The organism is Rapidithrix thailandica (assembly GCF_039710355.1).
Taxonomy (GTDB): Bacteria; Bacteroidota; Bacteroidia; order Cytophagales; family Flammeovirgaceae; genus Rapidithrix; species Rapidithrix thailandica.
In genome coordinates this window covers 402,439-416,048 of record NZ_JBDKWZ010000003.1, presented here as the reverse complement: position 1 = coordinate 416,048, position 13,610 = coordinate 402,439, and the positions used below count along the sequence as shown (strand labels likewise).

The 13,610-nt window shown below is 38.8% G+C and carries 10 protein-coding genes; 1 reads left to right on the top strand and 9 read right to left on the bottom strand.

From position 1 onward, the window contains the following. Nucleotides 1-435: 435 nt before the first annotated feature. The 9 genes from AAG747_RS07310 to AAG747_RS07270 all read right to left on the bottom strand — a co-directional run bounded on the left by AAG747_RS07310 (nt 436) and on the right by AAG747_RS07270 (nt 12,619). Nucleotides 436-2,031: an Ig-like domain-containing protein gene (locus AAG747_RS07310; RefSeq protein ID WP_346820494.1), complete on the bottom strand. Its 1,596-nt coding sequence runs from the start codon at nt 2,029-2,031 to the stop codon at nt 436-438. A gap of 325 nt (nt 2,032-2,356) precedes the next feature. Then, nucleotides 2,357-4,222 carry a tRNA uridine-5-carboxymethylaminomethyl(34) synthesis enzyme MnmG gene (gene mnmG, locus AAG747_RS07305; protein WP_346820493.1) on the bottom strand — a complete coding sequence of 622 codons (1,866 nt, stop codon included), beginning with the start codon at nt 4,220-4,222 and terminating at the stop codon, nt 2,357-2,359. 443 nt (nt 4,223-4,665) lie between these two features. Beyond that, the gene (ybeY, locus tag AAG747_RS07300; RefSeq protein WP_346820577.1) at nt 4,666-5,046 is read right to left on the bottom strand and encodes an rRNA maturation RNase YbeY; all 381 of its coding nucleotides are present in this window, start codon (nt 5,044-5,046) and stop codon (nt 4,666-4,668) included. Nucleotides 5,047-5,100: 54 nt separating this feature from the next. After that, the gene (locus AAG747_RS07295) at nt 5,101-5,505 is read right to left on the bottom strand and encodes an ATP-binding protein (RefSeq protein ID WP_346820492.1); all 405 of its coding nucleotides are present in this window, start codon (nt 5,503-5,505) and stop codon (nt 5,101-5,103) included. Between the two features lie 20 nt (nt 5,506-5,525). Then, nucleotides 5,526-8,834, bottom strand: a complete 3,309-nt coding sequence (locus AAG747_RS07290; RefSeq protein ID WP_346820491.1) for a DUF4175 family protein — start codon at nt 8,832-8,834, stop codon at nt 5,526-5,528. Between the two features lie 119 nt (nt 8,835-8,953). Beyond that, the gene (locus AAG747_RS07285) at nt 8,954-10,711 is read right to left on the bottom strand and encodes an ABC transporter substrate-binding protein (protein WP_346820490.1); all 1,758 of its coding nucleotides are present in this window, start codon (nt 10,709-10,711) and stop codon (nt 8,954-8,956) included. 379 nt (nt 10,712-11,090) lie between these two features. Further along, nucleotides 11,091-11,852, bottom strand: a complete 762-nt coding sequence (locus AAG747_RS07280; RefSeq protein ID WP_346820489.1) for an exodeoxyribonuclease III — start codon at nt 11,850-11,852, stop codon at nt 11,091-11,093. Nucleotides 11,853-11,871: 19 nt separating this feature from the next. Next, entirely contained in the window at nt 11,872-12,219 is a 348-nt protein-coding gene (locus AAG747_RS07275; RefSeq protein WP_346820488.1) for a hypothetical protein, read from the bottom strand. A 49-nt stretch (nt 12,220-12,268) separates the two neighbouring features. Continuing rightward, entirely contained in the window at nt 12,269-12,619 is a 351-nt protein-coding gene (locus AAG747_RS07270) for a carboxymuconolactone decarboxylase family protein (protein WP_346820576.1), read from the bottom strand. A 187-nt stretch (nt 12,620-12,806) separates the two neighbouring features. Between AAG747_RS07270 and AAG747_RS07265 the strand changes: the two genes are divergently transcribed. Beyond that, entirely contained in the window at nt 12,807-13,490 is a 684-nt protein-coding gene (locus AAG747_RS07265; RefSeq protein WP_346820487.1) for a ComF family protein, read from the top strand. The last annotated feature ends 120 nt before the right edge of the window (nt 13,491-13,610 follow it).

Below are 13,610 nucleotides of genomic sequence, written 5' to 3'. Positions count from 1 at the left end.
ATACGGTTTAACGGGAGAGAAAAAGTTCGAGCAAAAAGCCAAGATAAGAAGGTTGGAGCAGGGGTGTTTTGTAAAAACAGCGGGAATTTCATTTTTACCTAACTATTTGTTAATTCCTGCTATTTTATAACTCCTTTTTTATAGGTGTTATTTATTGTTTTAAAGTTCTGTAATTCAGGTAATAATAGTATGAAATAGCCCGGTTTGAGCAGCGCTATAGTTGCGTATATAAAATCTATTGGGTAATTATACAGTTTTATCTTACGTAATTGTATTTTAATTTGTTAAATATTTGATAATCAGTTATTTATGCATTTGTATTAACTCGTTTAGCTTTATAGTCATAATTATTAACTAATTGATAATCAAGTGATTAATAAAAAAGCCTATGCTAAATGCATAGGCCAGCAGGTGTATTCTGAGTTTTCAACGATGTTAAAATACAATAGTAGTTTCTTTAACATTTTTAATCTCCCAATTGGCTTTGATATTAATAGTGCCCGGTTGTATATAAACATCCTCCGGGAGAATTTTTTCATTAAAGCTTCCTTTGTCCCATTTGCCATTTTGATTTTCATCAATCAGAATACGGAGTATTTTTTCTCCGGGAGCAACATAGTCGAATCTGTATTGTTTTTGGTTTTTGATTTCAGCTTCTACTTTATAATTGTTGTCCAACAATTGAATGATAAAACTAGGGTGATTGGTTGTGACGGTGCCTGCTATGCTTCCGAATTTACGTTTGTCTTTCACTGAAAAGCTGGCCGTTTTCAGGTAACTGGTATCGCTTTCAATTGAGATAAAAGATGCAGTGTCAAAACGTGCGGACAGGCTTTGTTGATAACTTAAATTATGAAAGACAAAGGAAGTGCGATATGCATTCATCGAATGTTCAAAAAGTCCGGTTGCAGAGGTTGTATCTCCATCAACGGCAAACTGTATTTTATCCAGATTGAAGGAGCTTACAGGTTTGTCAAATTGTAATTCCATATCAAAAGTTTGTCCGGCAACCATGGAGGTTTCCTTTGGAAATACTCCGGTTATACTGAATGAAGCTTTGTCTTTTTCCTTTTCCAAGGGTTCAAACAATACTTTGACAGTATCTTCTATTTTGTTGAGAATGGAATCTGTTGCACTGAAAAATACTTCAATAGAATCTGTCGTGTTCTCACTCAAATTATAAAGCCGGAGGATATCACCGTAACCCTGGGGGATAATCAGACCGTCATATTTAGCCTCTAAAGGCTTCACTGTATAATCTACAATTGTTTTATTGAAGCCCAGTTCCACATAATGATTTTTATTACTTGGGCGGATAAACTCTAGATCTTTGCTATCGAAATCAGTTACCTTAAAATCTAAGGAATCTATGGATCTATTAATTTCCAAGTCTTCGGAAAGGAAGGCAATTTTATCACCCCTTTCATTGTATCTGATATTTTGTCCTTCTTTAGCCAGGGCAAATATTTTATAAATTCCCGGCTTTAGGTTTTGCAAAATATACCGGCCTTCCTTGTCTGTTTTGGTGAGGTAGTAGGGCTTGTTTCCTTCAATATTCAGGGTATCATCTGTATACGGATAAAGTGCTACGGAGGCTTTTTCCAGCTTTTTTCCACTCATTAAATCCGTAATCTTTCCGGATACATACATTGAATCTATTTCACTGCCCGTACTAAATGCAATACTGATAGGCTCTGTTTTATTATTTTCATTGAGGTCGCCGATGCTTTGCTGAAAATTAAGTGTATAGGTAGTATTGGGCTCCAGTTCTTCATTAAACTCCAAGATCAATGTATTTTTCTTCACCCGGGTGTTATAAATCACATCAGATAGGGGAGTGATGATGAGGTCTTTTCGTACGTCTTTTGCATCAATGGCCTCATCAAATTCCAGTTTGATAATTTTTCCTTTGTAATTAGTGCTTTGATCTTTGGGTATGCTGCTTATTAATGTGGGAGGAATCGTATCCCTGGGCCCACCTGTAGGGGCTTGTTGATTGGCACAACGCGAAAGCAGTATCATGCTTGCCATGCAGGATAAGAGTATAAAAAAGGATATATTTTTCATGGGTTATAAAATGGTTTTCAAAAATCATAAATTAGGTAGTACTTTCCTGTAGAGGGAGGTACTATCCTTGTCAGAATGAATGCTTAAGTTTCTTTTTTGAGACGATAACTATGAGACAAATAAGTACTCAACTTCAGACATCAAAACCTTAACTAAACTTTGAAAATAGGCCAAAGATGTACTTCTAATTGTCAAGCCCAAATTTCCTGAAATCTGTCAATCTTACCTAATAAAAAAAGACATATTCGCATGTGGAATATGTCTTTCTATCAGCTCGGCTGATTTTGTTTTATTTCCCCAGGTAAACCATAAGTACTGAAATATCAGAAGGACTTACACCACTGATTCTGGATGCTTGGCCTATGGTAGAGGGGCGTATTTTATTTAATTTTTCACGTGCTTCGTTTGAAATAGCCTTTATTTGGTTGTAATCTACCGTGTCATTGATCCGGTAGTTTTCCAAAGCATTCAGCTTATCGGCCATTTTCTCTTCTTTTTCAATGTAGGTTTCGTATTTAAGTAGGATTTCAGCCTCTTCAATTACTTCCTTATCGTAATGATTTACCTGCTCCGCTAGTTTTTCGTTACAGTCTTTGATACTATTGATTCCTACATTAGGTCGTTTTATCAGTTGAGCTGCTTTTACTTTTTGAGTCAATACAGCAGAACCTAATTCACTAAGCGTACCGTTCATTTGGTCTGGATCTACGCTTTCTTTCCGCATAAACTGGATCAGCTCGTCTACATGACGTTTCTTTTCCAATACTCTCTCGTATCGCTCCTGTGCGGCTAGCCCCAATTGATAACCTTGTTCCGTTAAGCGCAAGTCGGCATTATCTTGACGAAGAAGTATCCTGTATTCCGCTCTGGAAGTAAACATGCGGTAAGGTTCTTCTGTTCCTTTGTTGATCAAATCGTCAATCAAGACACCGATATAAGCTTCAGAACGCTTCAAAATGAAGTTTTCTTTTTCTCTAATTTTGTTATGAGCATTAATTCCCGCCATTAACCCTTGACACGCGGCCTCTTCATAGCCGGTTGTTCCGTTGATTTGTCCGGCAAAATAAAGGTTTTCTATCAGTTTGGTTTCCAAGCTCAGGTAAAGTTGAGTCGGAGGGAAGTAGTCGTATTCAATTGCGTAGCCGGGACGGAACATTTTTGCATTTTCAAAGCCTTTGATTTTCCGCAGGGCTTCGTATTGAATATTCTCAGGAAGAGAGGTAGAAAAACCGTTCACATAGATTTCCACGGTATCCCATCCTTCGGGTTCTACAAAGATTTGATGGCGGTTTCGCTCAGCAAAACGGTTAATTTTGTCTTCAATCGAAGGGCAATACCGGGGGCCAATCCCTTGAATACGCCCATTGAACATAGGGGATTGGTCAAATCCTTTTTTCAGGGTATCATGAACATCATCATTCGTATAAGTGATATAGCAGCTTCGTTGATGTTTCAGCGCTTGTGTTTCTTGGCTAAAGGAGAATTTTTCAGGATTTTCATCCCCTGCCTGTTCCTCCATGGCATTGTAATTCAGCGATCGGCCATCCACTCGTGGAGGTGTTCCGGTTTTCATTCTTCCCGATTCAAACCCAAGCTCTACCAGTTGTTCTGTAATGCCTTTGGCAGCCCTCTCCCCTGTCCTACCGCCTCCGAAATTTTTTTCTCCTATATGTATCAAGCCATTGAGAAAGGTCCCGTTTGTCAGCACAACCGCTTTTGCTCTGAATTCAATTCCTAAAGCGGTCCTCACCCCTACCAACTTGTTTCCTTCCATCAGCAAGTTCGTTACCATTTCTTGCCAGAAGTCCACATTAGGGTTTTTCTCCAATGCCAACCGCCATTCTTCGGCAAAACGCATCCGGTCGTTTTGTGTCCTGGGGCTCCACATGGCCGGACCTTTGGAGCGGTTTAGCATCCGGAATTGTATCATGGATTTATCGGTAATGATCCCTGACATACCACCTAAGGCATCAATTTCACGTAAGATCTGTCCTTTTGCCACTCCTCCCATGGCGGGGTTACAGCTCATTTGTGCAATGGTATTCATGTTCATGGTGACCAACAGCACTTTCGATCCCAGGTTGGCTGCAGCATGTGCGGCTTCGCAACCTGCGTGCCCCCCTCCTACTACTATGATATCATAATTTGGATACATACACTTGTTATTTTCCCTTGATAAGTATTCGTGGATTCAGTACCAAATAGAACTAGGTTGTAATGGTTCTGATTCCTGCTCTATGAAATTATTTTGCAAAAGTAATAAACTCTCCGTTAAGGCAATTGTATCTCCTGGAATTTCAGAGAGTTATTTAGAGGTGAATCTGTTATTCTAGTCATTTGCTATCTGTAGCCTGAAGGCTGGTAAACAAAATGAATTTCCATTGGTATGCTATAAGCGACCGTGGGTGAATATTTAAAAGGAGGTGAACCCTACGTTTATAAAAATTAAGATAGAGGCGAGTACTTTTCTTGAGAGGTATTGAATGAGATGGACGAAACACCAAAGTGGATAAGAAAGGTGAACATTTAAGAAGCCTGGATTTGTATAAAGTGTGCCCCCCTACCCTAGGCATAAAAAAAGTGTTCCACGTGGAACACTTAGAAATTTCTATTTTGTAAATGCTGATCTTCGAGATTGCGCATTCGCTCTTTTTCTTTTTCTGATTTGTCTTTAAATCCAGCCAAATGCAATATTCCGTGAATAATGACCCGGTGAAGTTCGTCATCAAAAGAGGTATTGTGCAAACTGCTGTTTTCGCTGACACGTTGAGCACTTATGAAAATATCTGAAATCAGTTGCTCCTCCACGTCTGAATTATCAAAGGTGATAATGTCTGTATAGGTATCGTGGTCGAGGTACTGCTGGTTGATTTCCAGCAAGTATTTGTCAGAGCAAAAGATATAATTGATTGTGTCAACTTGCTTATTGTATTGCGCAGCGGCTTCCTTGACCCATTGAGCAAGCTTTTCGCTTTCGATTTTGCTTAAGCGAAATTCTGTGTCTTCATAAAAAAAAATACGTCTCCCATCTTGTTAAGAATTCAAATAAAAAATCATTTCAATCGTAGTGCCCTCATTGTGAAATTTTACCTCATCCGCTAAATGACGAATCAGGAAAATTCCCCTTCCCCCGGGTTTGTTTATATTCTCCGGTGAGGTCGGGTCTGGTAAATTGTGGAAGTCGAAGCCGTCACCTTCGTCTTCTACCGTAAAGGAAATATTGGAATTGTCGGCTTCTATTTTGAGAAGCACATCTTTTTCTTTGTTGCTTCTGTTACCGTGTATAATTGCGTTATTTACCGACTCGGTGACAGCCACAATGATGTTGCCGTAAATATCATCGTCAAAGCGAAAGCGCTCCCTTGCTTGATCGATGAAGCTTTCTACAATGCGGATATTATCAATTAATGATGGTATTTTTAATTGGAAGTCGGTCATATTGATCTTTAGATTTACAGCTAATGCTTTAACTTTTTAAAGTACTCGTTTACTTCGTTTTTGTAGTATTGGTTAAGTGATGCCGGAATTGTTTTTAACAGTTCGATTTGCATCTCTTTGGATTTTAAATATTCGGAAAACTCTTCCGGCAATTCTCGCTGAAATTGTTGCTTGGCCGTTTCGGCTTTCCGTTTATTGTCCAGCTCGCGTTCTTTATCTGCTTTTTCGGACTCCAATAGTCTAGTTAATATTTCCTTTTGCCGGTTAATGGTTTCTTGGGTAATCCTTTTGTTGATCAGATCCTCTTCCGTTTTTTCCATCTCTTCCAAGAGTTTTCCATAACCGCCATCCCGTCCATTTTCCCCTTCTTTTTCTCCAGGTTTCTCCCCTCCTATTTTGTCTTGCCCCATGCCTTGCTTTAAGGCATTCCTTATCATTTCTTGTTCAGCCGCTAGTTTAGCTAATTCTTTTGAAAGTTGTCTACCTGTCTTACCACTTTTTTTCAAATCCCTGATTTTTTGATTCAATTGCTGTTGCAAGTCACTGAGCTGTGGACTGCCATTTTGCTTCTCTGACATTTGTTGCCCGCTCATACTTTGGCTCATTTGCTGCTGCATAGATTGCAAAATATCGTTCAGCAATAAAGCCAGGTTGTTGACGGAAGTCATGGTGAACTGCTGTTTGCTGGCAGCAATTTCAGGGGTACGCTTTTTAATGGCGTCCACACTTTCTTCCATATATTTATTCATCTCAGCCACTTCCCGGGTCACAAAGGACTCGATTTGAAATACCCGTTTTGCCAGTGAAAGTAAACTGTCTTCTATCACCCTGGCATCGTCTTTCAACTTTAATTGTTGCTGACTTAATTCAATGAATTTCGGATCAATTTTTTTGATTTTCTGAAACTCTAGCATTAGGTCTTCCTGATCAAAAGACAATTTTAATAGATTTTCCAGAATTTTCCGCAAATCATCATAATTCTCATTTAATCGCTGCATCTCCATGGACTCCTGCATCTGTTGCATTTGTCGTGACATCTGCTGCATTTGTTGAGAGGATTGCTTTTGAGAATCCGATGCTTTTTTCATCTTTTTATCTTGCAACATCTGTTGTGTGTTTTGCTGTTGTTGCTTGATATCTTGCATAGGTTGATCAAAAGGCTCCAGGTCTTTGGGATTTTTTTGCTCTTCGTTTAGCTTGTCCAATTCTTCCATCTCCTTTTGCACATCCTCAAATTCTTTATCCAAGTTGTCTTGTTTTTCCTGGATTTGCTCCGTATCTGATTTTTTAGAGTCCTTGGTTTCTTCGGATAACTCTTCTTGTTCTTGGCTGAGCTTTTCCAAATCTTCTATAATCTCATTTGCCTTGGTATCAAACTTTAATTTTTTGAAAAGCTCCAGGGCCCTATCCAATTCTTTTTCGAGGTTGTCTTCTTTGAACTCCAGGTTTTCCAAGGTTTCCTGAAGGTTTTTGTTGATGAAATTTTGGTTGAGCAGTTTATTTAATTCTTCGTAAAGTTTTTTGGTTTCTTCATCCAATAGCTCATCCATCAACTTTTGAAGTTGCTGTGCTTTTTGACTGAGTTTCTCATCGTGAAAGTTAAACTTCTCTTGTTTTTGATTGAAGAGTTCGTTGGCCTTTTGTAAGTCTTCGATCTGTTTATTGAGTTCCTCTTTGCGGTTGATCAAGTCCTCTATGGATTTTTTATCCTGCCAGTCAAGCTTTTTCTTTCCTTTAAGACGGTCTTGAATATTGTTGATTTCTTCTTTTAGCTCCTTGGCTTTATTTAAAGAATTATCAATCTGATTTTCTGTTTCTTGGGAATCCTTTTCTATTTCAGCTTTAAATTCTTCTTTGGAAGGTAGCTTAAAGACAAAGGTGGATGTCCGGCTGCTTTTTCTTCCATTGACCCCATCATTATCCCATACTTCCACAAAATATTCCAGGTTTTGCCCTTGCCGAATGTTTAACTCTTTTAGTTCTAGTTTGTGAAAATAACTTTGATTAATAATCTTTGGATTGTAGGCAATAGGTAATGTTTGGAATTTTTGATTCCCCTCTCCCCTTTCGGAAATTCTGTATTTCAAATTAAGTCCTGTGATTCCATAATCATCCCCGATATTTCCACCTAATATCAGATAATCATATAGTACTGTATCTTCAAAGTGACTGAAATCTATGGTAGGATGTTCGTCCGGAACAACATTGAGGTAGTATTCAATGATATCCTTATTTTTGCTGTGTTTATTTTCTAGTAATACCTGATAAGTATCTGATAATGAGGCTTTTTTGTTTGTTTCAAACACATTTTCATTTACCTCGGTAGCAGGTAGTGAAGTGGCTGAATTGACAAAGAACAGTTCCAGTGAGTCGGCCTCCTGGGTTTTGAATTGCCACTTAATTTTTGTGCCCTCCGGTATAATTAAGTTTCCTGTATTTTCAATCTGCTCACTGCTTTTTTTAATATATGCCGGAAAGTCTAAGTATACACTAAAGTTTTTTAAGTTGGGTCGTGAAAAGACGCTGATCTGATAGACATCGGAGGCAAAACCGGATGCTTCGAAATGAAAATCTATATCGCGTTGGATTTTCTTAAAGGTATATTGAAAATTGCCATCTCCCAAATTCTCCATCTTGACTTTTCTACCGTCAGCCGTAATAAGCTGTACATCCTGAGGGATAGCAATCCCGTCCAACTGCAGTTGAATTGGAAGGTCGTCATTGCGGAAAGCACTTAAATTTTCATTGAGTAAACCGAATGAAAACGGGGCTTTTTTCTTATACTCTGTGGAGTAATTAATGATACGTGGAGTACTCTCTGTGAAAATCTGGGGGATAATCAAGAGTAACAATAGAATACAAAAGAAAGGGGTCACCAAATATTTGGCGTATTTCTTATTGGTTTTGTAATCTACGGCTTGGGTAAAACTGACATTGTGTATTTCGGCCTCTTTTTGTTGAATACTGGCATGTACTAAATCCGTTTCCTGACTATGTTTTTTTAGTTGCAGGATATTGATCAGTCTGTCTCCTACGGTAGGAAAAAACTTACCGATTCTTTCGGCTGCTTCCAGGTCGGAAAGTTGCTTTTTGGAATTGAATAACGTGTACAGCGGCCGAAAGAGCCAAAAATAGAAGGAAAGTACGGTGGTACTCAAAAAGGTAAAAAACAAAACTGCCCGCAATGTGGTATTCAGCGAGCCGAAGTATTCAATGGTATTGACTAACAGAAAAAGAGTTAACACCAAAGAAACAGCGAAAATACTACCTTTAATCAATGCATTAAGGTAGTATTTTCGCTTATACTTTCGTATTTCTTTTTCTAACATAGCTCATAAGTCTCGTCTAGTAAACTAAATCAGTATGAAGTTAGTGAATCTTCTAACAAAGCCATGACTTTGTCAGAAGAATTTTACTTGGTCCTTTTAAAATAACAAATATTGAGCAATTAGTTCACTATCTTTTTACTTTTTGGAATAAAATATACTGCGCTAAAATCCCTGAATTGCATAGGGTTATTTGCAAAGCTTTTGACATAAGATTGTACCAAGCGATAGCCTTCGTCATACCATAAAATCAAGGCCGGTGCATCCTGGATCATGATTTGTTCTGCCTGAAGAAAATACTCAAGCGCTTCTTGTTGTGTGGTGGCCCCGAGGGCCTTTTCATAAAGCTTGTCAAATTCGGGATTTTGATAACGGGTCAGGTTGGGATAGGACTTATCTTCTTTGGAAGGAGGGACATTTTTACCATAAAATGCCCAGAGGTAATTTTCAGGTCCCGGGTAGTCTGCAATCCAGGCCAACCGAAGAAGGTTATAATTGCCGGAAGTACTTTTTTCTGCAATTTGGGCAATGGGGCTGAATTGTAACTCGACTTCTACGTTGAGGTTTTCTTTGAGTTGTTTTTGGATTTCATTGGCAACGTTGTCAAAGCGCTTTCCTTCGGAATTAATATCCAGCGCTATTTTAGGAAATCCTTCGCCATTAGGATAGCCTGCTTTTGCTAAATAATACTGAGCCGAATCCAGGTTAAGTGTATATCCTTTTATCCGGGCGATATCATAATCGGGAAAAGAAGGTGGGGTCATTCCATGATAGCCTTCCAGATATCCTTCGCCTTTTAAGACAAATTCCATGATTTTTTCCCGGTCAATGGCAAAGGAAAATGCCTTGCGAACATTTACATTTCCGAAAACCGGTCCGCTGGTATTGAAAGCCAATAATTGAGTAGACATTTCGGGAGTCCGTTGCAGTTCGTAGTTTTTATACTCTCCTTTTCCCTTATCTATTTTTTCAACGATATCAATGATAAAGTCCGAAGGTAAGCGATAGACCATGTCTAATTTTCCTTTGCGGAATTGCATCAATTCTATTTTTTTATCTTTTATAAATGTAATGCTGATCGCATCCAGAAAAGGCAAGGGGTTACCGTATTCATCTGTATCGTAGTAATTTTTATTCTTTTTCAGAATGATGGAATTATCCTCATCGATACTGGAGATTTCGAAGGGGCCGGTTCCAACACATTTGATGCGCATATCTTCTTTATAGGCATCGTATGCTTCCCGGGGAAAGATAAAACCACCGGGCCGGGCCAGGTTGTATAAAAACTGGGAATTAGGTTTTTCCAAAGTGATCCGGAGGGTAAGTTCGTCCAATACCTGAATTCCTTCAATATCGAAATCCGGAGTATTTCCGTTGGCACTGGCTTCATAGTATTCGGAAGCACCTAGTACCAAGCCGTCAAAAAGGTGAAAGCTTTGATTCATCCGGCTCTGGGTAGATAATATCTGAAAGCAGTATTTGACATCTTCTGCTGTCATTTTACGGCCTTTTCCACCTGGAAAACAATCATCGTCATGAAAAAATACTTTGTCTTTTAAGTAAAAAGTATATTGAGTTCTGCTAGAGTCAATTTCGTAGTCGTTCACCAGGCATTTTTGTACACTGAGGTCGTCCTGATCAAATTTGAATAGGCCCTCATAAATTTGTGAAGCGATCCGGTATGAATAGATGTCAATAATACTGTGAGGAAATAAGTTTTTGATATACTCCGGTTCGTTAAGCCGGAAAACTCCTCCATAAAACTTCCCCCCTTTCGCTTCAGTTAACTCAACATTGGGGTTCTCTTGATTAGGCTGTTGGTTACATGCCGAAAGGATGCAAAAGCCTACGATGCATATAATGAATGAAACTCTTCTCATGAATTTCTATAGTTTCAGTAGATGTTTTGGATTATTTGGAATTAAGCACCTGAACATTTCCGGACTAAATACTCCTAGTGGAATTTTTGCAGAGGTGACTTTATTTACTATCAATCGGTTTTATGTTCCGGTGATGGTTTGTCTCATGTATTTCAGTGAATGAACCTTAGGACTCTTGATACAAAAAGCTTGACTTGCACAGTATTTACCCGTGAAATACTTACTTCTAAAAGTTGCATTTTTGCGCAAAAATAAGAAGTCCGCTAATCCACTCACTTACAAAAAAATAGTTATGTTGTTCTAAGATAGTAAATTATGAGAACTGATTCTACCCAAAGAGGAAGTTAAGGTTGTCGTTTAGTAAGATGATTCGAATCACTTAATGCATTTCTAAAGCTACCGGACAATGGTCGGAATGCACCGCCTCGTTGAGGATCGTACAGTTACTTAATTGTGGTGTGAGTTCCTGGCTCACAAAAAAATAGTCAATTCGCCAACCCAGATTTTTCTTTCTCGCCCCTGCCCGGTAACTCCACCAAGTGTAGTGATGAGGAGCCGGGTTAAAATGCCGGAAAGAATCTACGAAGCCGCTTTCCAGAAATTTGCTAACCCATTCGCGTTCTTTGGGCAAAAAACCCGATGAGTTTTTATTACTGACCGGGTTGTGAATATCAATAGATTTATGGCAAATGTTTACGTCACCACAAAGAACTAATTTATTGTGGGTTTTCTTTTTCTCAGCGATGTACTCAAAGTAATCGTCTAAAAATTCATATTTAAAATCTTGACGGATGTCTCCGGTAGTTCCGGAAGGGAAATACGTATTGATTAGGGTAAAATCATCAAACTGTAATTCTACGGATCTGCCTTCCACATCGTATTTTTCTATACCCATACCATATTGGCTGGAAACAGGCGGAACCTTCGTAAAGGTAGCCACTCCACTGTACCCTTTTTTCTCGGCCGGAAACCAATAGTAAGTATAGCCTAATTGAGTGAATTCTTCTAAATCTACTTGTTCGGGAAGGGCCTTTACTTCTTGTAGGCAGAAAATATCGGGATTTTCGGTTTTGACCCAATCGACCAGCCCCTTTTTCATGGCAGCCCGTATTCCGTTGACGTTGTAAGTGATGATTTTCATTACAGCTTGTCTGTGGTTTTTATAGTTGTACTTCTTGATCGAAATATTGAATAATATGTAATTTCAATAATTTTTCCTGATGTAAAAGATCAAAAAAAGGAAGTTTTTTTACAAGTTTCCAATGAGGCCATCCGTCTTTGTCTAAACCTTCTAATTCATAATAACCGGACAGGCTTAGTACTTTACAAATGGCAATGTGCATTAAGTCTTGTTTTTCCTCCTTACTGAAATTACGATTTCCCTGCCCTAACTCCTGCACCCCGATCAAAAACAAGACCGAATTCAAATCTGGTTTTTTGCCCATTAAGTTGATTAATTTATGACTTAGTGCTTCCCAGTCCTTCTCTAGTTTTTCTAAATCTTCCATAAGTTTTCATGATTTTTATAGTGGTAATGGCGGGCTATAAACCCAAGCCTTATTCAGCTGGGTTTTGCTCTAATACTTCCAAGTACTCTACTGCTCTGCGTAAATGTGGAATGACAATCGTCCCTCCTATCACATTGGCAATACCCATGGCTTCTACAATCTCCTCTTTTGACAGGCCGGCTTCTTTGCATTTTTCCAAATGGTATTTTACGCAATCATCACAGCGCAGCACCAGAGAACAGGCCAAGCCCAAGAGTTCTTTCGTGGCAATGTTCAATGCTCCTTCCTGGAAAGTAAGACTATCCAGACTAAAGATCCGTTTCAACACCTTGTTGTCAAGATCCAGAATCTTTTCGTTCATTTGGGAGCGGTATTGATTAAATTCTTCCAACGTATTCATACTTGCGAAGTTAATCAAGTCCGGTAAATTGTCCTTGTTACTCAGAAAGTTCTTATTAAAAAAGCCCCGTGACCTTACTTCACAGAAGTACTGTTGGAATTTTGACGTTATCAGCATTCTGGAAGCACTTTTTTCTATCTGGGAAAAGAGGGGTCCCAGCATATCATTTTTTACAAATTTCAATATTATGTTTCTTGACTTTTTATCCCTGATTTATCCGGATTGTTGCCTGACTTGTGAAGCAGCCTTGGTAAAGCAAGAAGAGTTGCTTTGTACGGCTTGTCTACATCAATTGCCGCGCACCTATTATCATAAAGATCAAGAAAATGCCTTGGCACAGCGCTTTTGGGGAAAAGTACAATTACGATGGGCAATGGCTTATTTAAAATACACCAAATCCGGGAAAGTACAGAAGCTCTTACATGCTTTAAAATACCAAGGAGAGCAAGCAATATCTTATCGAATGGGCAAGCTCTACGGTCAAGAGTTGTTAGCGTCCGGTTTTGCACAATCATTTGATCTGATTTTACCCGTACCACTTCACAAAAAAAAATTAAAGAAAAGGAGATACAATCAGGTAGATGGTTTTGCCAAAGCATTGGCCGAATGTATGGCCTGTGCGTGGATAAGTAATGGCCTGGTCAGAACTCAATACAATACTTCACAAACCAATAAAGGCCGCATGAATCGCTGGAAAAATGTACAAGGACTTTTTCAAGTCGGTGATAAGGCAGATGTTCAGGGGAAGCGGGTATTGGTAGTGGATGATGTAGTAACTACCGGAGCAACTTTGGAAGCCTGTGTGGAAGCGGTTCTGGCTCTTCAACCAGCTTCCGTAAGTGTAGCGGCTATTGCTTCAGCTGAGTTTTGAAGCGGGTACTTTTTAAATATTAAAATCGCTAAGCCATACAAAATTCCGTTTTTATCCATATAATTCGTTCAAACATTAATTTTGAAAACACCGAGTCGGTAAAACTACTAGGTACAATTT

Excerpts from the sequence above, each read along its gene's own strand:
- AAG747_RS07310 (WP_346820494.1), bottom strand. The coding sequence starts at position 2,031 with ATGGCAAGCATGATACTGCTTTCGCGTTGTGCCAATCAACAAGCCCCT.
- mnmG (WP_346820493.1), bottom strand. The coding sequence starts at position 4,222 with ATGTATCCAAATTATGATATCATAGTAGTAGGAGGGGGGCACGCAGGT.
- AAG747_RS07295 (WP_346820492.1), bottom strand. The coding sequence starts at position 5,505 with ATGACCGACTTCCAATTAAAAATACCATCATTAATTGATAATATCCGC.
- AAG747_RS07290 (WP_346820491.1), bottom strand. The coding sequence starts at position 8,834 with ATGTTAGAAAAAGAAATACGAAAGTATAAGCGAAAATACTACCTTAAT.
- AAG747_RS07285 (WP_346820490.1), bottom strand. The coding sequence starts at position 10,711 with ATGAGAAGAGTTTCATTCATTATATGCATCGTAGGCTTTTGCATCCTT.
- AAG747_RS07280 (WP_346820489.1), bottom strand. The coding sequence starts at position 11,852 with ATGAAAATCATCACTTACAACGTCAACGGAATACGGGCTGCCATGAAA.
- AAG747_RS07275 (WP_346820488.1), bottom strand. The coding sequence starts at position 12,219 with ATGGAAGATTTAGAAAAACTAGAGAAGGACTGGGAAGCACTAAGTCAT.
- AAG747_RS07270 (WP_346820576.1), bottom strand. The coding sequence starts at position 12,619 with ATGAATACGTTGGAAGAATTTAATCAATACCGCTCCCAAATGAACGAA.
- AAG747_RS07265 (WP_346820487.1), top strand. The coding sequence starts at position 12,807 with ATGTTTCTTGACTTTTTATCCCTGATTTATCCGGATTGTTGCCTGACT.